General features: G+C 73.5%; 25 protein-coding genes. 4 read left to right on the top strand and 21 right to left on the bottom strand.

Going from position 1 to position 23,893, the window contains the following annotated elements:
* Positions 1–354 precede the first annotated feature (354 nt).
* The 13 genes from G3T38_RS13290 to G3T38_RS13350 form a co-directional block, all read right to left on the bottom strand.
* Positions 355–957 (bottom strand): DNA-3-methyladenine glycosylase, encoded by a 603-nt coding sequence (locus tag G3T38_RS13290; protein ID WP_163772805.1) that lies wholly within the window; start codon positions 955–957, stop codon positions 355–357.
* A gap of 34 nt (positions 958–991) precedes the next feature.
* A complete protein-coding gene (argH, locus tag G3T38_RS13295; protein ID WP_163772806.1) occupies positions 992–2,455 on the bottom strand; it encodes an argininosuccinate lyase in 1,464 nt (487 codons plus the stop codon).
* A gap of 2 nt (positions 2,456–2,457) precedes the next feature.
* Positions 2,458–3,888: an argininosuccinate synthase gene (gene argG / locus G3T38_RS13300; protein WP_163772807.1), complete on the bottom strand. Its 1,431-nt coding sequence runs from the start codon at positions 3,886–3,888 to the stop codon at positions 2,458–2,460.
* A 74-nt stretch (positions 3,889–3,962) separates the two neighbouring features.
* Positions 3,963–4,484: an arginine repressor gene (locus tag G3T38_RS13305; protein ID WP_163772808.1), complete on the bottom strand. Its 522-nt coding sequence runs from the start codon at positions 4,482–4,484 to the stop codon at positions 3,963–3,965.
* A 62-nt stretch (positions 4,485–4,546) separates the two neighbouring features.
* The gene (gene argF / locus G3T38_RS13310; RefSeq protein WP_163772809.1) at positions 4,547–5,512 is read right to left on the bottom strand and encodes an ornithine carbamoyltransferase; all 966 of its coding nucleotides are present in this window, start codon (positions 5,510–5,512) and stop codon (positions 4,547–4,549) included.
* Positions 5,509–6,708, bottom strand: coding sequence for an acetylornithine transaminase (locus G3T38_RS13315; protein WP_163772810.1), 1,200 nt, complete (start codon positions 6,706–6,708; stop codon positions 5,509–5,511). The genes argF and G3T38_RS13315 overlap by 4 nt, the downstream gene beginning before the upstream one ends.
* Positions 6,708–7,658 carry an acetylglutamate kinase gene (gene argB / locus G3T38_RS13320; protein WP_163772811.1) on the bottom strand — a complete coding sequence of 317 codons (951 nt, stop codon included), beginning with the start codon at positions 7,656–7,658 and terminating at the stop codon, positions 6,708–6,710. Before argB ends, G3T38_RS13315 begins: the two co-directional genes overlap by 1 nt.
* A gap of 26 nt (positions 7,659–7,684) precedes the next feature.
* On the bottom strand, positions 7,685–8,836 hold the full coding sequence (gene argJ / locus G3T38_RS13325) for a bifunctional glutamate N-acetyltransferase/amino-acid acetyltransferase ArgJ (RefSeq protein ID WP_163772812.1): 1,152 nt from the start codon (positions 8,834–8,836) through the stop codon (positions 7,685–7,687).
* An 82-nt stretch (positions 8,837–8,918) separates the two neighbouring features.
* Entirely contained in the window at positions 8,919–9,359 is a 441-nt protein-coding gene (locus G3T38_RS13330) for a hypothetical protein (protein ID WP_163772813.1), read from the bottom strand.
* Positions 9,356–10,396: an N-acetyl-gamma-glutamyl-phosphate reductase gene (gene argC / locus G3T38_RS13335; RefSeq protein WP_163772814.1), complete on the bottom strand. Its 1,041-nt coding sequence runs from the start codon at positions 10,394–10,396 to the stop codon at positions 9,356–9,358. The genes G3T38_RS13330 and argC overlap by 4 nt, the downstream gene beginning before the upstream one ends.
* Positions 10,397–10,572: 176 nt before the next feature.
* Positions 10,573–13,080: a phenylalanine--tRNA ligase subunit beta gene (gene pheT, locus G3T38_RS13340; RefSeq protein ID WP_163772815.1), complete on the bottom strand. Its 2,508-nt coding sequence runs from the start codon at positions 13,078–13,080 to the stop codon at positions 10,573–10,575.
* A 1-nt stretch (position 13,081) separates the two neighbouring features.
* Positions 13,082–14,191, bottom strand: a complete 1,110-nt coding sequence (gene pheS / locus G3T38_RS13345) for a phenylalanine--tRNA ligase subunit alpha (RefSeq protein WP_163772816.1) — start codon at positions 14,189–14,191, stop codon at positions 13,082–13,084.
* Between the two features lie 77 nt (positions 14,192–14,268).
* Positions 14,269–15,288, bottom strand: a complete 1,020-nt coding sequence (locus tag G3T38_RS13350; RefSeq protein ID WP_163772817.1) for an EamA family transporter — start codon at positions 15,286–15,288, stop codon at positions 14,269–14,271.
* Between the two features lie 40 nt (positions 15,289–15,328).
* Here G3T38_RS13350 and G3T38_RS13355 point away from each other — a divergent pair, with 40 nt between their 5' ends.
* Complete coding sequence (locus G3T38_RS13355) at positions 15,329–15,826, top strand: MarR family winged helix-turn-helix transcriptional regulator (protein ID WP_338037637.1); 498 nt, start codon at positions 15,329–15,331, stop codon at positions 15,824–15,826.
* An 8-nt stretch (positions 15,827–15,834) separates the two neighbouring features.
* Here G3T38_RS13355 and G3T38_RS13360 read toward each other — a convergent pair whose 3' ends face one another.
* The 6 genes from G3T38_RS13360 to G3T38_RS13385 form a co-directional block, all read right to left on the bottom strand.
* Positions 15,835–16,890, bottom strand: coding sequence for a sensor histidine kinase (locus G3T38_RS13360; protein ID WP_163772819.1), 1,056 nt, complete (start codon positions 16,888–16,890; stop codon positions 15,835–15,837).
* 9 nt (positions 16,891–16,899) lie between these two features.
* Positions 16,900–17,748 (bottom strand): TrmH family RNA methyltransferase, encoded by an 849-nt coding sequence (locus G3T38_RS13365; protein WP_163772985.1) that lies wholly within the window; start codon positions 17,746–17,748, stop codon positions 16,900–16,902.
* Positions 17,745–18,131, bottom strand: a complete 387-nt coding sequence (rplT, locus tag G3T38_RS13370) for a 50S ribosomal protein L20 (protein ID WP_163772820.1) — start codon at positions 18,129–18,131, stop codon at positions 17,745–17,747. Before rplT ends, G3T38_RS13365 begins: the two co-directional genes overlap by 4 nt.
* Positions 18,132–18,194: 63 nt before the next feature.
* Positions 18,195–18,389 carry a 50S ribosomal protein L35 gene (gene rpmI / locus G3T38_RS13375; protein WP_163772821.1) on the bottom strand — a complete coding sequence of 65 codons (195 nt, stop codon included), beginning with the start codon at positions 18,387–18,389 and terminating at the stop codon, positions 18,195–18,197.
* 108 nt (positions 18,390–18,497) lie between these two features.
* Entirely contained in the window at positions 18,498–19,322 is an 825-nt protein-coding gene (gene infC / locus G3T38_RS13380; RefSeq protein ID WP_338037639.1) for a translation initiation factor IF-3, read from the bottom strand.
* Positions 19,323–19,517: 195 nt separating this feature from the next.
* Positions 19,518–20,051 (bottom strand): SseB family protein, encoded by a 534-nt coding sequence (locus tag G3T38_RS13385; RefSeq protein WP_338037640.1) that lies wholly within the window; start codon positions 20,049–20,051, stop codon positions 19,518–19,520.
* Positions 20,052–20,132: 81 nt separating this feature from the next.
* Here G3T38_RS13385 and G3T38_RS13390 point away from each other — a divergent pair, with 81 nt between their 5' ends.
* The 3 genes from G3T38_RS13390 to G3T38_RS13400 all read left to right on the top strand — a co-directional run bounded on the left by G3T38_RS13390 (position 20,133) and on the right by G3T38_RS13400 (position 22,447).
* Positions 20,133–20,615: a cellulose synthase gene (locus tag G3T38_RS13390; RefSeq protein WP_163772823.1), complete on the top strand. Its 483-nt coding sequence runs from the start codon at positions 20,133–20,135 to the stop codon at positions 20,613–20,615.
* Between the two features lies 1 nt (position 20,616).
* A complete protein-coding gene (locus tag G3T38_RS13395) occupies positions 20,617–21,855 on the top strand; it encodes an alanine racemase (protein WP_163772824.1) in 1,239 nt (412 codons plus the stop codon).
* Positions 21,856–21,943: 88 nt separating this feature from the next.
* Entirely contained in the window at positions 21,944–22,447 is a 504-nt protein-coding gene (locus G3T38_RS13400) for a uridine kinase family protein (RefSeq protein WP_338037641.1), read from the top strand.
* A gap of 79 nt (positions 22,448–22,526) precedes the next feature.
* Here G3T38_RS13400 and G3T38_RS13405 read toward each other — a convergent pair whose 3' ends face one another.
* Positions 22,527–22,985, bottom strand: coding sequence for a PH domain-containing protein (locus G3T38_RS13405; protein ID WP_163772825.1), 459 nt, complete (start codon positions 22,983–22,985; stop codon positions 22,527–22,529).
* On the bottom strand, positions 22,969–23,850 hold the full coding sequence (gene hisG / locus G3T38_RS13410) for an ATP phosphoribosyltransferase (RefSeq protein ID WP_174267991.1): 882 nt from the start codon (positions 23,848–23,850) through the stop codon (positions 22,969–22,971). Before hisG ends, G3T38_RS13405 begins: the two co-directional genes overlap by 17 nt.
* Positions 23,851–23,893: the final 43 nt, after the last annotated feature.

The following is a 23,893-nucleotide window of genomic DNA, read 5'->3' on the forward strand; positions in this document are numbered from 1 at the left end:
ACATCAACCCCACCCAAACAACCAAAGCTGGCCACCGCACCGAGCAGAGCCGACGAGGCAAAAACAAACAAACTAATTCGTCGACTTATATGACACACTGTTGAGTTCTCAAGAATCACACGCGCACCGCTTGACTCGGATCTCTCCGATCCCCTCGGGGCAACCCGCAGAAACTTACCGGACCGATTCGAGCTTGTCAACTCGGTCTGACTCGTCCTGCATCGCTTTCCCGGCACACCACTGGTCTGGCCTTTCGGCCTTTCCGGCGGGAGCCGCTCGCGGCGACATGGGAAACATTAGGGGCTGTCCGGCGGCCCGTGCAAATCGGATCGACGTTCCGGGTGTTTGCGCAGGTCAGCGCGTTGCAGGTCGCCGCCGGACCGCCGGGCGGTACGCGCTGACCGTGGGATCGCCCGCGATCCAGAACCGCCACGGCCGCTCCGCCTCGCGACTCACCCCCACCCGGGGACCGCTGAGAATCATTTCGGGACCGGGCGTGTCGCCCTCCTCCAGCCGGATCGGGCTGTCGTCCAGGAGCAGGGGTGTGCCGTCGTACGAGCGGTCGACGGCGAGCGCCCGGCACAGCCGCGCCGGTCCCCGGGCGAGGTCGCGGTCGGGGGCGCCACCGCGGCGTACCCGGGCGGTCTCCACTCCCCCGACGACCTCGCCGGCTCGGACGAGGGTCCCGCTCGCGACCCCCTCCACGCCGGTCACCACGTTGAGGCAGTGGTGCATGCCGTAGGTGAAGTACACGTAGGCGTGCCCGGCCGGCCCGAACATCGTGGCGTTGCGCGCCGTCCTCCCCCGCCACGCGTGGGACGCGGGGTCGTGCTCGCCGTCGTACGCCTCGACCTCGGTGATGCGGATCCGTACGTCGGCGGTCACGAGCACGCACCCCAGCAACGACGGAGCGACCTGCTCCACCGGCCCGGTCAGGCGGTCGAACAGGTCGCTCACGTCGTGCTCCTCGCGTCGGTCTGCCGCGGGGCGGTCAGGCCAGCCGCTCCCGCAGGTGGGTCGCGCGGTCGCGCACCTGGCCCAGCTGCTCCACGACCCGCACGGGGGCGGTACCCCCGATGCCGTCCCTCGATGCGACCGAGCCCTCGATCGTCAGCACCTCCCGCACGCCGGCGTGCAGCGCCGGGTGGATGTCGGCGAGGTCGGCGTCGCTCAGGTCCGGGAGGTCGATGCCCGCCGCCTCGCAGCGGCGGACGCACTCCCCCGCCACCTCGTGGGCGACGCGGAACGGCACACCCTCGCGGACCAACCACTCGGCGACGTCCGTCGCGAGCGAGAACCCCTGCGGGGCGAGCTCCGCCATCCGGTCGGTGTCGAAGCCGAGCGTCGCCACCATGCCCGTGAACGCGGGCAGCAGCACCTCGAGCGTGTCGACCGTGTCGAACACCGGCTCCTTGTCCTCCTGGAGGTCCCGGTTGTAGGCCAGGGGCAGCGCCTTCAACGTGGCGAGCAGACCGGCGAGGTCACCGATCAGCCGCCCTGCCTTGCCCCGCGCCAGCTCGGCGATGTCGGGGTTCTTCTTCTGCGGCATGATGCTCGACCCCGTCGACCACGAGTCGTGCAGCCGCACGAAGCGGAACTCCGCGGTGGACCAGAGGATGACCTCCTCGGCCAGCCGGCTGACGTCCACGCCCACCATCGCCCCCACGAACGCGAGCTCGGCGACGAAGTCGCGTGCCGCCGTACCGTCGATGGAGTTGGCCGTGGAACCCGTGAAGCCGAGCTCGGCGGCCACGCCGGCCGGGTCCAGCCCGAGGCTCGAGCCGGCCAGCGCGCCGGAGCCGTACGGCGAGTCCGCGGCCACCCGGGCGTCCCAGTCCGCGAGGCGGTCGACGTCGCGGAGCAACGCCCAGGCGTGGGCGAGCAGGTGGTGGCTCAGCAGCACGGGCTGCGCGTGCTGCAGGTGCGTGCGCCCGGGCATGATCGCGCCGAGGTGCTGCTCCGCCTGTCCCGCGATCGCGTCGACCAGGTCGAGCACCTGTCCCGCCACCACCCGGGCGTGGTCACGCAGGAACATCTTGAACAGGGTCGCGATCTGGTCGTTGCGGGAGCGGCCCGCGCGCAGCCGGCCGCCGACGTCGGGACCGACCTCCTCGAGGAGCAGCCGCTCCAGGGCCCCGTGCACGTCCTCGTCCGAGGGCGCAGGACGGAGGTCGCCCGCGGCGTACTGCTCCCCCAGCACGTCCAGTCCGCGCACCAGCTCGGCGTGGTCGCCGTCGGTGAGCAGTCCCGCCCGGTGCAGCGCGCCCGCGTGGGCACGCGACCCCGCGAGGTCGTAGGGCGTCAGGCGCCAGTCGAAGTGCGTCGAGCGCGACAGCGCCTCGAGCTCCGGGCTGGGCCCGCCGGCGAACCGACCGCCCCAGAGCTTCCCGGTGTTGGTCGCCTCGTCCTTCGCCTCGTCCTTGGCCGCGTCGGGCGCCGTGGGCTGGTCCGTCATCGTCAGTCGGTCCCGAACTCCATGGCGGCGGCGTCGAGCGCGTCGGCCTCCGCACCCTCGATCGACGGGTTGTCGGCGATGCGCTCCGCCCCGCCCGTCTCGATCTCGCCGAAGAGCGTGCCGTTCTCGACGAGCACCTGGCCCTGGTCGAGGGGCTGCGCCGCGTAGGCCTCGAGCTTCCAGCGCGAGTCCGCGATGTCGAGGTTGCGCATCGTGAGCTGTCCGATGCGGTCGTGCGGGCCGAACGCGGCGTTCTCCGTGCGCTCCATCGACAGCTTGTCGGGGTGGTAGGAGAACGCGGGACCGTCGGTGCGGAGGATCGAGTAGTCCTCACCCCGACGCAGCCGCAGCGTCACCTCGCCGGTCACGAGCGACGCGATCCAGCGCTGGATGGACTCCCGCACCATGAGCGCCTGCGGGTCGAGCCAACGGCCCTCGTAGAGCAGCCGGCCGAGCTTGCGGCCCTCGTTGTGGTACTGCGCGACCGTGTCCTCGTTGTGGATCGCGTTGAGCAGCCGCTCGTAGGCGATCCACAGCAGCGCGAGCGCCGGGGCCTCGTAGATGCCGCGCGACTTCGCCTCGATGATGCGGTTCTCGATCTGGTCGGACATGCCGAGGCCGTGGCGCCCACCGATGAGGTTCGCCTCGTGCACGAGCGCCACCACGTCGTCGTACCGGCGTCCGTTGATCGCCACCGGACGGCCGCCCTCGAAGGCGATGGTCACGTCCTCGGTCGCGATGTCGACCGCGGGGTCCCAGAACCGCACGCCCATGATCGGCTCGACCGTCTCGAGCGAGACGTCGAGGTGCTCGAGCGTCTTCGCCTCGTGGGTGGCGCCCCAGATGTTGGCGTCGGTGGAGTACGCCTTCTCCTTGCTGTCGCGGTAGGGCAGGTCGCGCTCCGACAGCCACTGGCTCATCTCGGCGCGGCCGCCGAGCTCGGTGACGAACTCCGCGTCGAGCCACGGCTTGTAGATGCGCAGCTCCGGGTTGGCCAGCAGGCCGTAGCGGTAGAACCGCTCGATGTCGTTGCCCTTGAAGGTCGAGCCGTCGCCCCAGATGTCGACGCCGTCCTCGTGCATCGCCCGCACGAGCTGCGTGCCCGTGACGGCCCGTCCGAGGGGCGTGGTGTTGAAGTAGGTGCGGCCCGCCGAGCGGATGTGGAAGGCGCCGCACGCGAGTGCCGCGAGCCCCTCCTCCACCAGCTGGGTCTTGCAGTCGACGAGGCGGGACAGCTCCGCGCCGTACGCCAGTGCACGCCCGGGCACCCCGTCGATGTCGGGCTCGTCGTACTGCCCGATGTCGGCGGTGTAGGTGCACGGGACCGCGCCCTTCTCGCGCATCCAGGCGACGGCCACCGAGGTGTCCAGGCCGCCGGAGAAGGCGATGCCGACGCGTTCGCCGGCGGGAAGGGAGGTCAGGACCTTGCTCACGTGTGTTGTCTTCCTTCGTCGTGGGTCGTCGCAGCTGAGTCTGGGGTACGGCGCGGGCGGGCGGCCGCCGGGGGTCAGCCCCCGGCGTGACCGTCGGCCAGCGCCGTGAATCGTCGGGCGAGGTCGTCGCCCCGGGCGGGATCACGTCCGATCACGAGCACGGTGTCGTCGCCCGCGATGGTGCCGAGCACGTCGGCCGGGTCGGCCTTGTCGATCGCGTTCGCCAGGTACTGCGCCGCGCCGGGCGGCGTGCGCAGCACCACGAGGTTGCCGGCCGCCTCGGAGCTGACGAGCAGCTCGGCGCACAGCTTGGAGAGGCGGGCGCTGGCCGACACCGACTCCCGCAGGTGGGTCGGGGTGCGGTCGCCCCCCTCGGCGGGCACCGCGTAGACCATGGCCCCCGAGAGCGCCCGCACCTTGACGGCGTCGATCTCGACGAGGTCGCGGCTGAGCGTCGCCTGGGTGACGTGGACGCCGCGCGCCGCGAGCAGCTCGGCGAGCTCGGTCTGCGACCGCACCTCGTGCTGCTCGAGCAGCTCGGTGATGCGCCGCTGGCGCGCGTTCTTCGTCAGCGGGGTCATGGCGGTCTCGCTCATCGTCTCCTCCTCTCGTGGTGCTCGTGCTCGTCGTGCTCGTGGCTCGTCGGGGGCGCGTCGTCTCAGACGACGACGTCCTCCTCCAGCACGCCGGAGCGCTGCATGAGGAAGGCCAGCAGGGCCTTCTGGACGTGGCGGCGGTTCTCCGCCTCGTCCCAGACCAGCGAGCGCGGTCCCTCGAGGACCTCGGCGCTGATCTCCTTGCCGCGGTAGGCCGGCAGGCAGTGCAGGACGACCGCGTCGGACTTCGCGTGCGCCAGCAGCTCCTCCGTGACGGAGAAACCCCCGAAGATGCGCTCCCGCTCGGCCGCCTCGGACTCCTTGCCCATCGACACCCAGGTGTCGGTGACCACCACGTCGGCGTCGCGGACCGCCTCGACCGGGTCGGCCAGGGTGCGGATCGTGCCCGACCAGGGCGCGGTCCTCACGAGGTCCTGGACCTCGGTCGCCGGCCAGTGGCCCTCCGGGGCACCGAAGACGACGTCCATCCCCGCCATCGCGCCGGCGATGGCCCAGGAGTTGCCCATGTTGCAGGCGGCGTCGCCGAGGAAGGCGACCGTCAGCCCCTCGAGCCGGCCCTTCGCCTCCTGGATAGTCAGCAGGTCCGCGAGCAGCTGGCAGGGGTGGAAGTCGTCGGTGAGCGCGTTGACGACGGGCACCCCGCTCCACTCCGCCATCTCCGCGAGCTTGGACTGCTCGTAGGTGCGCCACACGATCGCGCTCGCCTGCCGGCCGAGCACCCGGGCGACGTCGGCGACCGACTCGCGCTCGCCGATGGCGGCGAGCTTGCCGTCGATGGCGAGCGGGTGCCCGCCCAGCTCGGCGATGCCGGCGGCGAACGACGCCTGCGTGCGCAGGGTCTGCTTGTCGAAGATCATCGCGACGGTGCGAGGACCGGCGAGCGGCTTCGCGTCGTACGGCGCCTTCTTGTACGCCGCGGCGAGCGCCAGCACCTCGGCCTGCTCGGCCGGGGTGAGGTCGTCGTCGCGGAGCAGGTGGCGGACCGTCGCGGTCCCGACGGCGCTCATGCGGCACCGCCCGCGGTGTACGCCGTGTCGAGGATCCCGCTCCACGCCGCGGCGAGCGCGTCGAGGTCGGCGTCCGTGACCACGAGCGGCGGCACGAAGCGCAGCCGCGTCGGGCTCGGGGCGTTGAGCACGAAGCCGGCGTCCTGGCCCGCGGCGACGGTCTCCGCGGCGTACGGCTGCGACAGGTCGATGCCGACCATGAGCCCCGCGCCGCGCACCTCGGTGACCCGCGCGTCGGCGGCCAGCAGCTCCTTCAGGCGCGCCCCGGCCGTCGTCGACCGTGCGAGCAGGCCCTCGGACTCCACGGTGTCGAGGACGGCCAACGCCGCCGCGGTCGCCAGCGGGTTGCCGCCGAAGGTCGTGCCGTGGTTGCCCGGGTCGAACAGCTTGCCGCTGCCCCCCGTGGCGATGCAGGCGCCGATCGGCACGCCGCCGGCCAGGCCCTTCGCGAGCGTGACGACGTCCGGCACGACCGTCCCGTCGACGAGCGCGGGGTTCTGGTGGGCGAACCAGGTGCCGGTGCGCCCGATGCCGGACTGCACCTCGTCGAGCCAGAGCAGCGCGCCGGCGTCGCGGGCGACCTGCTGGGCGCGCACCAGGTAGTCGGTGGGCGGCACGACGACGCCGGCCTCGCCCTGGACGGGCTCGAGCAGGACCGCGGCCACGGACTCGTCGACCGCGGCCTCGAGGGCTGCGGCGTCGCCGTACTCGACGAAGGTGACGTCGCCCGGCAGCGGCGCGAAGGGCGTGCGGTACGCCTCCTTGGAGGTGAGCGCGAGGGCACCCATCGTGCGGCCGTGGAAACCGCCGGTGGCGGCGACGATCCGGGTGCGACCGGTGCGACGGGTCAGCTTGAACGCCGCCTCGTTGGCCTCCGTGCCGGAGTTGGCGAAGAAGACGCGGCCCCCGGCGCCGAGCAGGCCGAGGAGGCGCTCGGCCAGCTCGATCTGCGGGGGCGTCGCGAAGAAGTTCGACACGTGCACGAGCCGCGCGGCCTGCTCGCTCACCGCGCGCACCAGCGCGGGGTGACCGTGGCCCAGCGTGTTGACGGCGATGCCGCCGAGGAAGTCGACGTACTCCTTGCCGTCGGCGTCGGTGACGCGCGCGCCGGAGCCCGAGACCAGCGTCGTCTTCGGGGGACCGAACGTGTTCATCAGGGCGTCGGAGTACCGCTCGCCCCACCCGCTCGTCGTCATCAGATCTCGTCCTTCGGCTTCGGGGGCACCTTCGCGGTGCGGATCTTGGTGGGGACGCCCGGCAGCACCTGCGTGCCGATCCCCTCGTCGGTGAAGATCTCGAGGAGCACGGCGTGCGGCTCGCGACCGTCCACGACGGTCGCCCGGGGCACGCCGTCGCGCACCGCGTTGAGGCAGGCCGTCATCTTGGGGACCATGCCGCTCGCCAGGCTCGGCATCAGCTCCTCGAGGCTCTCGGGGCTGATCTCCCCGATGAGGTCGGGGCTGTTGGGCCAGTCGCGGTAGAGACCCTCGACGTCGGTCAGCACGAGCAGCTTCTCGGCACCCAGGGCCGCCGCGAGGGCCGCGGCTGCGGTGTCGGCGTTGACGTTGTGCACGACGCCGTCGGCGTCGGGAGCGACGCTCGAGATCACCGGGACGCGACCGGCGTGGACGAGGTCGAGCACCGCCTCGGGGCGCACCGAGCCCACCTCGCCGACCAGGCCGAGGTCGACCTCCTCCCCGTCGACGACCGTCGTGGCGGGCACTGCCGTGAACAGGCCGGCGTCCTCGCCCGACAGGCCGACCGCGATGGGGCCGTGGGTGTTGAGCAGCCCGACCAGCTCACGCTGGACCTGGCCGACCAGCACCATCCGCACGACGTCCATCGCCTCGGGCGTGGTGACGCGCAGACCGCCGCGGAACTCCGACGTGATGTCGAGCCGCTTGAGCATGGTGCTGATCTGCGGGCCGCCACCGTGGACCACGACCGGGTGGAACCCTGCGTAGCGGAGGAACGCGATGTCCTCCGCGAACGCCTGCTTGAGGGTGTCGTCGGTCATGGCGTTGCCGCCGTACTTGATGACCAGGATCTTGCCGTTGTAGGCCTTCAGCCACGGCAGCGCCGCGGCCAGCGTCGCGGCCTTCGCCGTGTCGACCTTGGGCTTGTAGTGGACCTCGTCGGTGCTCATGCCGGTCGTCTCCTCGCTGGGGCTCGTCACGACGAGTACGCGCTGTTCTCGTGGACGTAGGCGTGGGTGAGGTCGTTGGTCCACACCGTCGCGCGCTCGTCGCCGGACTTCAGGTCGATGGTCACGCTGACCTCGCGCGGGGTGAGGTCCACGCCCGCCGGGTCCTCCGCCGGCGTGGACGCCCGGCACACCCAGACGCCGTTCATCGCGACGTCGAGGTCGGCGGGGTCGAACGCCGCCTGCGTCGTGCCCATGCTCGCCAGCACCCGGCCCCAGTTGGGGTCCTTGCCGAAGACGGCGGCCTTGAACAGGTTGGAGCGGGCCACGCTGCGACCGACCTCGACCGCGTCGTCCTCGCTCGCCGCGTTGACGACCGTGATCGCGATCTCGTGGTCGGCACCCTCGGCGTCCTTGAGCAGCTGCATGGCGAGGTCGGTGCAGGCCTGTGTGAGCCCGTCGGTGAAGTCGTCGAGCGTCGGGGTGATGCCGCTGGCGCCGCTCGCCATGACGGTGACGGTGTCGTTCGTCGACATGCAGCCGTCGGAGTCGAGACGGTCGAAGCTGACCCGCGTCGCCGCACGCAGCGCACGGTCGAGGTCGGCGGCCTCCACGACCGCGTCGGTCGTGAGCACCACGAGCATCGTGGCGAGCTGCGGGGCCAGCATGCCGGCGCCCTTCGCCATCCCGCCGATGCTCCAGCCGGCGCCCTCGACGACGACCTGCTTGTGCACGGAGTCCGTCGTCATGATCGCCTGCGCGGCCTCCTCGCCGCCGGTGGCGCTGAGCGCGTCGTACGCCGCGTCGACGCCGTCGAGGAGGTTCTGGCGCGGGTTGGCGAGACCGATGAGGCCCGTCGAGCAGACGACGACGTCGATCGCGCCGATGCCCAACCGGTCGGCGACGCGCTCGGCGACCGCGTGGGTGGTCTGGAAGCCCTCGGCGCCCGTGTAGCAGTTGGCTCCGCCGGAGTTGAGCACGACGGCGCGCACGACGCCGTCCTTGACGACCTCCTGGCTCCAGAGGATCGGGTTGGCCTTGCAGCGGTTCGACGTGAAGACGGACGCCGAGTCGAAGCGCGGGCCGTCGTTGACGACGAGCGCGACGTCCTTCGCGCCGGTCGACTTCAGCCCGGCGGGGACGCCCGCGGCGCGGAAGCCGGCGGGGGTGGTGACGGTCATGGGTGCTCCTGGGGCACGGCCGCACCGGAGTGCGGCGGGGAGCCCGGCGGGCCGGGCGGGACGGGGCGCGGGGCGGTGCGGTTCAGCTCGCCGGGACGGCGGCGCCGACCGCGTGCCCTCGTCGTCGCCACGCCGCCTCGGCCGCGTCGGCCTCGGCGCCCGGGACGAGCACCCAGAGCGCGTCGTACGTCGTCAGCGGGATCGCGGCGATCTCCTCGTCCGCGAGCGGGGCGAGGACGTCCGGCAGGAGGGCGGCGCTCTCGGCCACGGTGCGCTCGCCACCGAGCTGGAACGCGGTGAACGGCCGCACGCTGCGGGCCTTCGTCGGGACGTTCCGTGCGGCGCACAGCACGGTCGTCTCCGTCGCCGTGGCCGTCACCTGGAAGACCGACGAGGACTCCGCCCAGGCGGGGATGGTCGACCCGGGGCCGAGGCGCACCACGGCGAGGGTCTCGGGGAAGCGGGCGAGCTCGTACGACGCGGGCTGCGTCTCGCCCGGCGTCCCGTCCTGGGGGGCGCTCACGGGGCCAACCCCACGGTCGAGAGCCCGGTCGTCTCGTCGAGGCCGAGCGCGAGGTTCATGCACTGCACGGCGGCACCGCCGGTGCCCTTCGCGAGGTTGTCGACCGCACCCACCGCGACGAGGCGGTGCGCGGCCTCGTCGACGGTGACCTGGAGGTGGACCGCGTTGGACCCCAGGACCGACTGCGTTGCCGGCCACATGCCCGACGGCAGCAGGTGGACGAAGGGCTCGTCGGCGTAGGCCTTCGCGTAGACCTCGTAGGCCTCCTCAGCGGTGACGTCGCCCGCGAGGGGTGCCGTGCAGGTGGCGAGGATGCCGCGGGCCATCGGCACCAGCAGCGGGGTGAACCCCACCTTGAGGTCGGCGTCGGTCACCCGACCCAGGTTCTGCCGGATCTCGGGCGTGTGGCGGTGGACGCCACCGACGCCGTACGCGCTCGCGTTGCCCATCACCTCGCTACCGAGGAGGTGGGGCTTCGGGGCCTTGCCCGCACCGGACGTGCCGGAGGCCGCGACGACGGTGAGGTCGTCGGTGACCAGACCCGCTGCCACGGCGGGCGCGAACGTCAGCGTCGAGATCGTCGGGTAGCAGCCGGGGACCGCGATCCGCCGTGCGCCGCGCAGCTGGTCGCGCTGGCCCGCCAGCTCCGGGAGGCCGTAGGGCCACGTGCCGGCGTGGGCCGAGCCGTAGAACTTCTCCCAGTCGGCGCCGTCGACCAGCCGGAAGTCGGCGCCGCAGTCGACGACGATCGTGTCGTCGCCCAGCGCCTCCGCGATCGGGGCCGACTGGCCGTGCGGCAGGCCGAGGAAGACCACGTCGTGACCGGCGAGCGTCTCCGGGGTGGTCTCCTCGAGGACCCGGTCGGCGAGCGGCACCAGGTGCGGCTGCAGGGCGCCGAGCGGCTGGCCGGCGTTGGAGCCACCGGTGAGGGCGCCGATGCGGACGTCCGGGTGGCCGAGGAGCAGCCGGAGGACCTCGCCGCCGGCGTACCCGCTCGCCCCGGCGACAGCGACGGAGAAGGGAGACGTCATGTGCATGACCATACATGGCCGTGCATGAGCACGCGAATTCTTTGCCGGCTTGGGCGTGGCGGGCCCTGACACTTTCCCCGGTCGACCGGGGAAAGTGTCGCTTCGACCATCAAATTTGATGGTCAAAGCGGCGTGTTCCCCGGTCGCCCGGGGAACACGCCGCCTGCATGACCATCGAGGGGTCAGCCGCGGAGGGCGGCTCCGGTGCGGGCGGTGGCGAGCGCGACGGCGGCGTCGCGCGCGGCGGCGGCCTCGCCCTCGGCCAGCGTGCGGTCGAGGGCGCGGAACCGCAGCGCGAACGCGAGCGACTTGCTGCCCTCGGGCACGCCCGCGCCCGTGTAGACGTCGAAGAGGCGCAGCGACTCGAGCAGGGCGCCGGCGCCCTCGCGCAGGGCCGCCTCGACGTCGCCCGCCGGCACCGCCGCGTCGACGAGGAGAGCGACGTCCTCCTTGGCGACGGGGTACGTCGAGAACACCGGTCCCCGCACCGCGTCCGGCACGGCGGCCAGCAGCAGGTCGAGGTCGAGCTCCGCGGCCGACGTGCGCGCCGGGAGACCGAGACGCGCCACGACGCGCGGGTGCAGCTCGCCCGCGTGGCCCAGCGTCGTGCGGGTGCCGTCGACGCCCACCAGCACGACCTTCGCGCAGCGACCCGGGTGCCAGGGCGCCAGCTGGTCGTTCTCGACCTGCACCTCGACGCCGAGCTCGCCCGCCAGGTCGCGCACGACACCGACGACGTCGACCCAGTCGGCGTCGCGACCGGCGCCCCACCACCCCGGGTTGTCGCGCTGGCCGCCGAGGACGACCGCGAGGTGCAGCGGCTGCCGCGGGAGCGCCCCGAGGAGCGCCGCCAGCTCGTCGTCGGTCGGCCGCCGGTCGACCCCCAGCAGCGGGGCGGCGACGTCGGAGGCGAACGCCACGGTGCCGGTCTCGAAGAGCGCGATGCCCGGCATGCCGCGGCCCGTGTTGCGGGCGGCCGCCGCGAGGGTGCCGGTGAGCAGGGTCGTCGTGTAGGACGGCTCCTCCGTCGACAGCGGGTTGGCGAGACGCACCGTACGACGCCGCTCGTCGTCCGCCGGCACCTCGAGCGCGTCGAGCGCGGCCTCGCCGGTGAACGGGAAGCTCACCACCTCGACGAGGCCCGCACCGGCCAGCGCGCGACCCACCCGGCGGCGCAGGCGCTGCTCCCGGGTCAGGCCGCGACCCGCGGTGGGGGTCGGCAGCACCGACGGGACCGCGCCGTACCCGACGATCCGGACGACCTCCTCGACCATGTCGAAGGGGTCGGTCAGGTCGGGACGCCACGGCGGCACGACCACGTCGAGCGCGGCGTCGTCGCCCCCGACCCCGCAGCCCACCGCCGCGAGGTGCCGGCGGGTGGTGGCGGCGTCGATGTCGATGCCCGACACGCGGGCCGGCAGGTCGGCGGCCACGGTGACCTTCGCCGGTGCCGGCGGCGTGCCGACGACGGTGACGCCCGCGTCCGCCGTGCCGCCGCCGTGGGCGACGAGGAGCTCGACGACCCGGTCGGCCGCCGCCTCGCAGATGGTCGGGTCGACACCGCGCTCGTTGCGCTTGCCGGCCTCGGAGGTGATCTTGTGGCGGCGACCCGTGCGGAACATCGAGACCGCGTCCCAGTGCGCCGCCTCGACGAGCACACGGGTCGTGGTCGACGACATCTCGGTCGTCTCGCCGCCCATGACGCCGCCCAGCCCGATGATGCCCGAGTCGTCGGTGACGACGAGGTCCTCGGGGCTCAGCGCACGGTCGGTGCCGTCGAGGGTCGTCAGCCGCTCCCCCGCCGTCGCACGCCGGACGCGGAGGGCGCCGGTGACCTTGTCCGCGTCGTACCCGTGGATCGGGCGACCGGTCTCCAGCATCACGTAGTTCGTCACGTCGACGGCGAGCGAGATCGGGCGCATCCCCGCGAGCTGGATGCGACGGGCCATCCAGTCGGGCGTCGGGGCCGTCGGGTCGAATCCGGAGACGGTGCGGGCCACGAACACCGGGCAGCCGTCGGGGTCGTCGACCACGACGGGGTGGCCCTCGCCGTCGGCGGCGGGGACGGGGCGGTCGACGGGGTCCGCGTACGGCGCGTCGAACGCCAGCGCCGCCTCCCGGGCCACGCCGCGCAGGGACAGGGCGTAGGCCCGGTCGGGGTTGATCTCGAACTCGATGACCTCGTCGCGCAGCGGCAGCAGCGCGAACGCGTCGTCACCGGGGGCGCCGGCGTCGGGCGGGAGCACGATGATGCCGTCGGACGCACCGCCGAAGCCGGCGGGGAGCCCCAGCTCGGCCGCGGAGCAGATCATGCCGGCCGAGAGGTGGCCGTAGGTCGTGCGCGCGGAGATCGCGAAGTCGCCCGGCAGGACCCCGCCGGGCAGCACGACGACCACGAGGTCGCCGGGCTCGAAGTTGTGCGCTCCGCAGACGATGCCCTGGGGCTCGCCGGTGCCGTTGGCGTCGCCGACGTCGACGGTGCACCAGTTGATCGTCTTGCCGTTCTTCTGCGGCTCCGGCGACTTCGTGAGCACGCGACCGACGACGAGCGGGCCGGTGATGTCGTGGCCGGGACGCTCGATGGCCTCGAGCTTGAGCCCGAGGTCGGTGAGCCGGCGGGCGAGCTCCTCCGTCGTGACGTCGGCCGGCAGGTCGACGTGCTCGCGGATCCAGGAGACAGGTGCCTTCATCTCAGATCTCCGTTCCGAAGGCCGTGGCGAAGCGGACGTCGCCCTCGAAGAAGGCGCGCAGGTCCTCCACGCCGTGGCGGAACATCAGGGTGCGGTCGATGCCCATGCCGAAGGCGAAGCCGGTGTAGCGCTCCGGGTCGACGCCGCACGCGACGAGGACGCGCGGGTTCATGACCCCGCAACCGCCCCACTCGATCCAGCCCTCGCCGCGACAGGTGCGGCAGGTGGCGCCGTCGGCGTCCACCGCGGTCCCGCGGCACACGAAGCAGACGAGGTCGACCTCGGCGCTCGGCTCGGTGAAGGGGAAGAACGACGGGCGGAAGCGCGTCGAGATGCCCTCGCCGAACATGGCGGCGGCGAAGTGGTCGAGCGTGCCCTTGAGGTGGGCCATCGTGATGCCCTCGTCGATCGCGATCCCCTCCACCTGGTGGAACATCGGGGAGTGGGTCGCGTCGTACTCGTCCGTGCGGAACACGCGACCGGGGCACGCGACGTAGATCGGCGGCGTGCGCGTCAGCATCGTGCGCGCCTGCACCGGCGACGTGTGCGTGCGCAGCACGACGTGGTTCTCGGCCGGGTCGGTCCAGAACGTGTCCTGCATCGTGCGCGCGGGGTGGTCCGGCCCGAGGTTGAGCGCGTCGAAGTTGAGCCACTCGGCCTCGAGCACCGGACCCTCGGCGATCTCCCAGCCCATGGCGACGAAGACGTCGGCGATGCGCTCCGCGCCCGTGGTGAGCGGGTGGCGCGCGCCGCGGGGCCGCCGGTCCACGGCCACCGTCACGTCGACGGTCTCCTCGACGAGCATGCGCTCCTCGTGCTCGGCCTCGAGCACCGCCTGCCGGGCGGCGAGCGCCTGGTTGACGGCGCCCCGGGCCTTCCCGACCCGCTGGCCGGCGTCCTTCCGCGCCTGGGGCGGCAGGGCGCCGATCTCGCGGTTGGCGAGGGCGAGGGGCGAGCGGTCACCGGTGTGCTCGATGCGCACCTGCTTCAACGCGTCGAGGTCGGTCGCGGCGGCGACGGCGGCCAGGGCCGCCTCGGTCATCGCCTCGACCTCCTCGGCCTTCAGCGGGGTCACCTCGACGGGATCGAACTCGTTGTTGGGGCCGGACATCGGGGCCTTTCCGCGGTGGTCGAACAGCAGGAGGGCACCGTGGTCGCGCGGACGCGGCCGACGGGCCGCGGGCCAGTCTAGGAAGTGGCGCGGTCCCGGGGCGAACCGGTTGTGGGTACGGCGCACACGAGGTCCTCCTCGGACCGCGGGGCCACGAGGGCCGGGGCCGGGCGCCGTGGAGCGGGCGGGACCGCCGACGGGACGGCAGGGAGCACGGCCGACGGGACGGCCGGCGGGGCGACGCGACGTGGTGGCCGGTTGGCGACGATGACGGCGCCGAGGACCACCATGATCCCGAGCGCCTGCACCAGGCCCAGGTGCTCGCCGCCGAGGACGGTCCCGAGCAGCACGCCCGTCACCGGGTTGAGGAGGCCGATGACCCCGACCTCGACGACGCCGAGGCGGCTCAACCCGTTGAACCAGCAGACGAAGGCCAGTGCCGTCGTGACGAGCGAGAGGTACGCGTAGCCCGCCACCGCCGGGACGTCCACCGCCGGCGGCGCGCCCTCGATGAGGGGAGCCGCGACGAGCAGGCCGGCGCCGCCCGCGACGAGCTGCCAGGCCGTCGACGCCACCACCGGAACGGGGTCGATCCGGTTCCAGCGGCGGGCGAGGACGAAGCCGACGCTCGAGGAGAGGAGCGCGGCGCCGGACGCGGCGAGGCCCCAGCCGTCGGGCGCACCGACCGCTCCCCCGACGACCAGCACCACGCCGCCGAGCCCGACCACCGAGGCGACCACGCCCTGCAGGCGCGGACGGTCGCCGTCGATGGCCCAGGCCATCGCGAGCATGACGAGCGGCGCACCGGCCATCACCACCGAGGCGACGCTCGACGGCAGGCGCTGCGCCGCGACGTACACGAGCCAGAAGAAGAGGCCCACGTTCGTCGTGCCCAGCAGCAGGGCACGCCACCACCAGTCACCCCGGGGCAGACGTCGGGCGAGCACGAGGAGCAGGAGCCCGGCGGGGGCCGCCCGGAACGCGGCACCCCAGACGGCCGCGTCGGCCGGCAGGGCGTGCTTGGTGACGAAGTAGGTGCTCCCCCACGCGATCGGCGCGATCGCGGTGATGAGGGTCCAACGGAGTTTCGCTTCCACGGAAGACATAATGCCTTCCAGGGAAGGTATATTCCCGCTCGTGGAACGAGGCCTCGATCACGTCGACCGCATCCAGGAGCAGTGGGCCCGCGAACGCCCCGACCTGGACACCTCCCCCCAGGGCCTCATTGGCCGGACGCACCGGATCGCGGACCGGCTGATGGAGGAGCTGCTGGTCGTCTACCGCCGGCACGGCCTGGGCCAGGGCGAGTTCGACGTGCTGGCCACGCTGCGCCGCGCCGGAGCGCCCTTCGAGCTCACGCCGAGCGCGCTCGCGCAGACGACGATGGTGACGAGCGGCGCCGTCACGAAGCGGCTCGACCGGCTCGAGACCGCCGGACTCGTGCGACGGCAGCCGAGCGACCTCGACGGCCGCGGACGTGTCGTCGGGCTCACCGAGGCCGGGCGCCGGCTGATCGACCAGGCCTACACCGAGCACATGGAGAACGAGCACCGCCTCGTCGCCGGCCTGGACGCCGACGAGCGTGCTCAGCTCGAGCACCTGCTGCGGCGCTGGGCGCTCTCGCTGGGCGCCTAGGACGCGGGTCAGTCGCGCGCGACCGGCCAGGTCACGGCCACCCGGGCGCCGCCGTCCGCCGACTCCCCGATCTCGGTCGTGCCCCCGTGGGCACCCACCAGGCCGCCGACGAGGTACATCCCGAGCCCCGAGCCGCCTGCCTGGCCGAAGTGCCAGAACTTCGTGAACACCCGGCGCCGGATCTCCTCGGGGATCCCCCGGCCCTCGTCGTCCACCGTGATCCGCACCGCGGCGCCGTCGGCGGTCGGCTCCAGCCGCACCAGCACCGTGCCCTCGCCGTGCCGCACCCCGTTCTCCACCAGGTTGGTGAGCACCTGGGTGAACTTGTCCGGGTCGGCCAGCACCGGCTCCAGCGGACCGTCGACGTCGAGGGAGACGGTGCGCGACGTACCCGCCCCCACGGAGCAGACCACGCGCCCGGCCAGCTCGGCCGCGTCGCAGGGGCGACGGTGCAAGCACAGGCGCCCCGTGTCGATGCGCGCCACGTCGAGGAGCTCGGTGATGAGCCGGCTCAACCGGTCGGCGTCCGCGTTGACGGTGGTGAGCATGAGCCGCTTCTGCTCGTCGGTGAGCACGTCCCAACGGTTGAGCATCGCCTGCACGAAGCCCTTGACGCCGGTCAGCGGCGAGCGCAGCTCGTGGGCGACGGTGGCCACCAGGTCGGAGCGCTCGCGGTCGAGCCGTTCCCGCCCCCGGCCCGAGCGGAGCGTCACCGCCACCCGCACGACGGCTCCGTCGGCGTCGCGCACGATGCGGGCCGCGGTCAGCACCTCGTGCCCGTCGGGCAGCAGCCACGACTGCTCGGGCACGCCGACGCGCGTGCGCAGGCTCCCGTACGGCGCGTTGTAGCGCACCCAGTCGCAGCCCTCGGTGTTGAGGAGCACCAGCACGTCGGCCAACGGCCGCCCGTGCGCCTCGGCCGCCGGGACGTGCAGCCAGCGGGCCGCCGCGGCGTTGACGTGCGTGACGAGCCCGTCGGCGTCCGCGATCACGACGCCGTCGGGCAACGCGTCGACGAGGTCGCAGACCGTGAGGTCGGCCGTGCGGTCCCCCGTCGCGTCCATGGGTCGATCCTAGGCGCCGGGTGCGCGCTGGGCCCGCGCCGAGGCGTAGAGGCAGAGCGCTGCCGCGGTCGCCAGGTTGAGGCTCTCCGCGCGACCGTGGATGGGGATGCTGACGACGTCGTCCGCCAGCGCGGCCACCTCGTCGGGCAGGCCCCAGGCCTCGTTGCCGAGCAGCCAGGCCGTGGGCTCCGCCAGCAGGCCGGACGCCTCGGCCTCGAACAGGTCGAGCCGGCCCCCGCCGTCGGCGGCCAGCACCCGGACGCCGACGGCCCGCACCGCGGCGACCGCACCCGCGACGTCGGTCTCCGTGGCGATCGGCAGGTGGAACACGCTGCCCACGCTCGCGCGGACGGTCTTCGGGTTGTGGAGGTCGACCGCGTTGCCGAGGAGTGCCACCCCGTCGGCTCCCGCCGCGTCGGCACAGCGGACGACGGTCCCCGCGTTGCCCGGGTCGCGGACGTCCGCGCACAGCGCGAGCAACCGGGGACGGGGGGCGAGCAGGTCGGCCAGGGGCACGTCGAGCGGCGTGCACACCGCGACCACACCGGCGGGGGTCACCGCCTCGCTGAGGGCCTCCATCGCCGGGCCGTCCACCCGGTGCACCGGCACGTCGGGGGCGGTGCTCGCGAGCACGTCCAGGAGCGCGGCGTACCGCTCGGCGGCCGCCGGGGTCACGAAGACCTCCCGGACGCGACCGGGCGTCTCGAGCGCCGCCTCCAGGCCCTTCGGCCCGTCGACGACGAACAGCCGCCGCTCGGTTCGCACCGAGCGGCGGCTGAGCTTCCGCGCCTCCTTGACCCGGGCACTCCTCGTGGTGAGGAGCGCCGGGTCCGACGCGGCGGGAGTGCTGCTGGTCAGGCCGAGGCCTTCTCCGCGTTGACGTCCTCGGGCAGCGCGGCCCGGGCCGTCTCCACGAGCGCGTTGAACGCGGCCGTGTCGTTCACCGCGAGCTCCGCGAGGATCTTGCGGTCGACCTCGACACCCGCGAGGCCGAGGCCCTGGATGAAGCGGTTGTAGGTCATGCCCTGCGCACGCGCGGCGGCGTTGATGCGCTGGATCCACAGACGACGGAAGTTGCCCTTGTTCTTGCGGCGGTCGTTGTAGCTGTAGACGAGCGAGTGGGTGACCTGCTCCTTCGCCTTGCGGTAGAGGCGCGAGCGCTGGCCGCGGTAGCCGCTGGCGCGCTCGAGGGTCGTCCGGCGCTTCTTCTGGGCGTTGACCGCCCGCTTGACGCGTGCCACGTGAATCTCCTAGATCGAGGATGGTGCGGGGTCGTGCTCGACTCCCGAGGGGGGGTGGGAGGGTCAGCGACCCAGCAGCTTCTTGGCGCGCGGCACGTCGGCCGCGGCGACCTCGACGGTGCCCGTCATGCGGCGGGTGACCTTCGAGGGCTTCTTCTCGAGGTTGTGGCGCTTGCCGGCCTTCTCCCGCAGGATCTTGCCGCTGCCCGTCACCCGGAACCGCTTGCCGGCACCCGAGTGGCTCTTGTTCTTCGGCATCGTTGACTCAACTCTCTTCTTCGGTGCCACCCGCCGGCGGGCGGGTGGCGCGTTCGACAACCGGCGGCGGACGTCTCGCCCGCCGCCGTGGGACGTCGGTGGTGCTGCTCAGGCCTCGATCTCGGGGTCGAGGTTCTCCGAGCGGCCACGGGCCTTCTTCTGCGCCACGGGACCGGCGGCGTGAGCGGCGTCGCGCTCGGCGCGCTCCTCCGCCACGGCCTCGGCCCGCTCCGCGGCCCGCGATGCCTTCTCGGCCTCGGCCTCGACGCGAGCGTCGGCCTTCTTCTTGTGGGGCCCGAGCACCATGATCATGTTGCGGCCGTCCTGCTTCGGCGACGACTCGACGAAGCCCAGCTCCTCGACGTCGTCGGCCAGCCGCTGCAGCAGCCGGAACCCGAGCTCGGGACGGTGCTGCTCGCGACCACGGAACATGATCGTGATCTTGACCTTGTCCCCGGCCTTGAGGAACCGCACGACGTGACCCTTCTTGGTCTCGTAGTCGTGCGAGTCGATCTTCGGCCGGAGCTTCATCTCCTTGATGATCACGTTCGACTGGTTCCGTCGGGCCTCGCGGGCCTTCTGGGCGGTCTCGTAGCGGAACTTGCCGTAGTCCATGAGCTTGCAGACCGGCGGACGCGCCATGGGCGCGACTTCGACGAGGTCGAGGCCGGCTTCCTGCGCGAGTCGAAGTGCGTCGCCCGTGGGGACGATGCCGACGGTCTCGCCGTTGGGACCGACAAGTCGGACCTCGGAGACCCGGATCCGATCGTTGATGCGCAGCTCGGTGCTGATGTGTCCTCCTGGGGGTACGGCGGACGGGAACCGCCCGCGTGCACCTGCCCGGAGCGACCGGGCCGGAGAACGAAAAAAGGCTCCCGCTTGACAAGGGTGTCCAAGCAGAAGCCAGTCGCGACCACGTCGCCACGCCACCACGACACCTCCGACAGGAGGGCGTCGAGCGACGCGTGAGCCGACGACCCCGCACGCGGGGCGTCGCCTCGACCGGACCCGACGACCTCGCGGTCGGTGCGGGTGGGAGACGGTGGTGCTGCTGGTCTCCGCTTGGAGATCGGTGGATCGCCGCGGACGCGGCTCACCACTGATCGGTCAACGGGAGAGACTACGGGACTATTCCGCCTCGACGCCAATCCAGGCGTGCCCGCCGGCGACGCGGCGCAGCTCCCACCCGCGCGCGAGGGCGCCGAGGTCGTCGGCGGTCACGACGAAGCGCACCGGACCGGCGATGTCGACGACGATCGCCGCCGCCCCGTCCTGCAGGGCCGACGCGGCAGCGAGCTGGGTGGCGACCGGGACCGGCCGGGCGTCGGCGCGCCACCGGGTCAGCGCCTCCTGGCCGGTGAAGGCGAGGAGCGCCCGACGGCCGTCGCGACCGGTGACGAGGACGGTCGCCATGTCGCTGCTCTTGTCGTGGGCGAGCCCGTTCTCGTCGACCTCGACCTCGCCGAGCACGGCGACGACGGGCACCAGCAGGCGGGACTCCCCCAGCACCGCGAGCACGTCGGCGTCATCGGCCTCCCCCGCGGCGTACGCCGTCAGCACGGCCACCAGGGCCTCGGGGGCGTCGCCGGTGTCGTCGCCGAAGGCCGACGTCGGGATGACCCGGCCGGCGAAGCGGTCCTGCGGGGCGAGAGGTCCACTCACCCGCGCCATGATGCCAGCCACGCCGCCGCCGACCGAACCGGTGCGCCCGCCCGCCGCCCGAGGACGACCTAGGGTGGAGGGGTGGACGCAACCTGGCTCGCCCTCGCCGTCGTGCTCACCGCCATCGGAGCCACCTGGACCGTCGTGGCCTGGCGCACGCGGGGGGTCGCCGCCGCCGTGCGGGGCGCCGGGCTGACGCTGCTCGCCCCCGCGGCGTACCTCACCGGAACGCTCGAGCTCGCCGGGGAGATCGCCGTCGACGTCGGCGACTGGGCCCGCGGGCTCGTCTTCTCCCCCGTCGTGTGGACGGGCATCGCGCTCGCCGGCGCGGGCGTCCTGCTCGTGCTGCTGGGGGGTGCGCTCGCCGCGAGGGGCACGGGCACGACACCCCGGGCCGCCGCACCGCGGCAGGTGGACGAGGGAGCCGGGCGTCGGGCCGTGCCGCCCGCCGCACCTCCCGCGGGACGCAGCGCCGCGACACCCCCGCCCGCGGCTGGTCGTGCGAGCGGCGACGACGACCTCGACGACATCGAGGCGATCCTGCGGCGCCGAGGGATCAGCTGACGTGGCGGGCCGTCGGTCCGTCCCCGCGCTCGTCGAGCGGCACCGCCTCGCCGCCCGGCTGAGCACCGCCGTCTCCCGTCTCGACCCGGCCCCCGCGACGCCGTGCGCCGTCGTCGACCTCGACGCCTTCGACGCCAACGCCGCCGACCTCGTCGCCCGGGCGGGCGGCACCCCGATCCGGGTGGCCTCGAAGTCGCTCCGCGTGCCGGCGCTCGTGCGGCGCGCGCTCGCGCGCGACGGGTTCGCCGGCGTGCTGGGATACACGCTGCGCGAGGCCCTCTGGCTCGTCGAGGAGGGCGTCAGCGACGACGTCGTGGTCGCCTACCCCACCGTCGACCGCCCCGCGCTGCGGCGCCTCACCTCGTCGCCGTCGGCCGCCGGTGCCGTGACGATCATGGTCGACGACGTCGCCCACCTCGACGTGGTCGACAGCGTGCGCTCCTCCAAGGCCGTGCCCGTGCGGGTCGCGATCGACGTGGACGCCGGGCTGCAGGCCCCGGGCGGGGTGCACGTCGGGCCGAAGCGCTCGCCGCTGCGCAGCGCCGAGGCGACCGTGGCGCTCGCCCGGGCCGTCGTCGAGCGGCCGGGGTTCGCGCTCGTGGGCGTCATGACCTACGAGGGCCAGGTGGCCGGGGTCCCCGACAGCGTGCCCGGCCAGGCGCCCCGGATGGCCGTCGTGCGCCGCATCAAGCAGGCGTCCCTGGCCCAGCTCCGCGAGCGGCGCGCCGCCGTGGCGGCCGGGATCGCCGAGCTGGCCGACCTCTCGTTCTTCAACGCCGGGGGCTCGGGATCGATCGCCGAGTCGGCGGCCGACCCGTCCGTCACCGAGGTCACCGCCGGCTCGGGGCTGCTCGTGCCCGGGCTCTTCGACCACTACCGCTCCTTCACGCCGCGGCCCGCGGCGTTCCTCGGGGCGCCCGTGACGCGGCGTCCGGGGCCGGGTGTCGCGACCGTGCACGGCGGCGGGTACACCGCGTCGGGTCCCGCGGGGCCCGACCGGCAGGTGCTGCCCTGGGCGCCCCCCGGCCTCGAGCTGACCGCGCTCGAGGCGGCCGGCGAGGTGCAGACGCCGCTCGTCGGCCCCGGCGCGGACCTGCTCCGCATCGGTGACCTCGTGTGGTTCCGGCACGCGAAGTCGGGTGAGCCGTTCGAGCACACCGACGTCGCGCACCTGCTCGCGGGCGACCGGGTCGTCGACACCGTCGTCACCTACCGTGGCGCCGGCCAGGCCTTCGGCTGAGGCGGGGCTGCCCGCCGCGACCCTGGAGGTCCTGCGCCGGCTCGTCCCCGCCCGCCCCGCGCGGCTCGGACCGGCGCGGCTCGTGTGCGTGGACGGCCCCTCGGGCTCCGGCAAGACCACGGCCGCCGCGTTCCTCGCTCACGCGCTGACGGCCGCCGGCCACGAGGTGGTCGAGCTGCACATGGACGACCAGTACGACGGGTGGGACGGCCTGGGCGCCGCCCCCGGTCGTGTGGCGCGCGACGTCGTCGAGCCGCTGGCCGCCGGGCGGGCCGGACGGTACCGACGCTACGACTGGCACACCGGGCGGTTCGCCGAGGAGCACGTCGTCCCGCCGGTCGGCCCCCGCAGCGTCCTGCTCCTCGAGGGCGTGGGGTCGGGAGCGGCGCCGCTCGCGGCGTACCGGAGCCTGCTGGTGTGGATCGAGGCACCGGCGGCGCTGCGCCTGCGTCGGGGCATCGAGCGGGACGGGGAGGCCGCGGCGGAGCACCTGCGCGCGTGGTCGCGCACCGAGGCCGTGCACTTCGCCGCCCACAGCACCCGCGCCGCCGCCGACCTCCGGCTCGACGCCCACGGTCGGGTGGTGCGCTGAGGGTCCTGCGCCGAGTTGTCTCGAATGATTCGAGACAACTCGGCGCGAGAACGCGGCGTACCTGACAACTCGGCGCGGCTCAGGACGCGTCGATGACCTCGCGCAGCTCGCGGACGGCGGTGCGGGCGCGGGAGCCGTCGGACGCCTGGATCCCGATCGCCGGGCGGGCGGTGCCGTCCGACAGGTCGATCGTGGCCCAGGGGGCGCCGTCGGGCATGCGCACCGCGACGACCTGCGCCCAGTCGTAGGCGTAGCGCCGGTACCCGTTCACCACGACCAGGCCGTCCGACGTGGCCGTCACGCGGCACCGCACCACGCCCCACAGCACCGCGCCGGCGCCGGCGAGGAGGAGCAGCATGGTGATGCGCTGGAACCAGGAGAAGTTCGCCCGCACCTCGGCGTCGAGCAGGAACCAGGCGGCCAGCATCGCGACCAGCACCGTCGCGCTGGAGAAGGCCGCCGCGACGGCCGTGCCCAGGGGGCGCCAGGTGCGCGGCAGCGGGACCGGGCCCGCGGTGGGCTCAGAGGCGGCAGGCATGGATCTCCGTCATGAGGATGCCCCGCGCCCCCAGGTCGTAGAGCTCGTCCATGAGCCGCTGCGCGCCGGCCCGCGGCACCATGACCCGCACCGCCACCCAGCCCTCGCGCTGCAGGGGGGAGATCGTCGGCGACTCGATGCCGGGCGCCGCCGCCGTGGCCGCGGCGACGTCGGTCTCGGCGATGTCGTAGTCCATCATCACGTAGCTGCGCGCCACGAGGACGCCCTCCACGCGGCGGCGGAACACCCGCAGCGCGCCCGCCTGCTCGACCGTGCGCTCGTCGTCGGGACGACCGATCAGCACCGCCTCCGAGTCGAGCAGCGACTCCCCGAAGGTGGCGAGGCCCGCCTGGCGCAGCGTGGAGCCGGTCTCCACCACGTCGGCGATGACGTCGGCGACACCCAGCTGGATGCTCGTCTCCACCGCCCCGTCGAGCCGGGTCACCGTCGCGTCGATGCCGTGCTCGTCCAGGTAGGCCTGGACGACGCCGACGTAGGACGTCGCGATCCGCAGGCCGTGCAGGTCGGCCAGGCTCGCGTACCGACCGGCCGGGCCGGCGAAGAAGAACCGCGAGCGGCCGAAGCCGAGCGGGCGCAGCTCGGTGGCGTTGGCGCCCGAGTCGCGCAGCAGGTCGCGGCCGGTGATGCCGATGTCGAGCGTGCCGTCCGCGACGTACAGCGCGATGTCGCGCGGCCGCAGGTAGAAGAACTCGACGCCGTTCTCGGCGTCCACGAGCGTGAGCTTCTTGGAGTCGGAACGCTGCTTGTAGCCGGCCTCGGACAGGATCTCGGCCGACGCGACCGACAGGGCGCCCTTGTTGGGCACCGCGACGCGGAGCAGGTCGGTGGTGCTGGGGATGGTCATCTCGGGGACTTCCTGGGTGAGCGGGCGGACGGGACCGGAGCGC

The sequence above is a fragment of the Nocardioides zeae genome (assembly GCF_010686755.1).
In the GTDB taxonomy this organism is placed as follows: domain Bacteria; phylum Actinomycetota; class Actinomycetes; order Propionibacteriales; family Nocardioidaceae; genus Nocardioides; species Nocardioides zeae.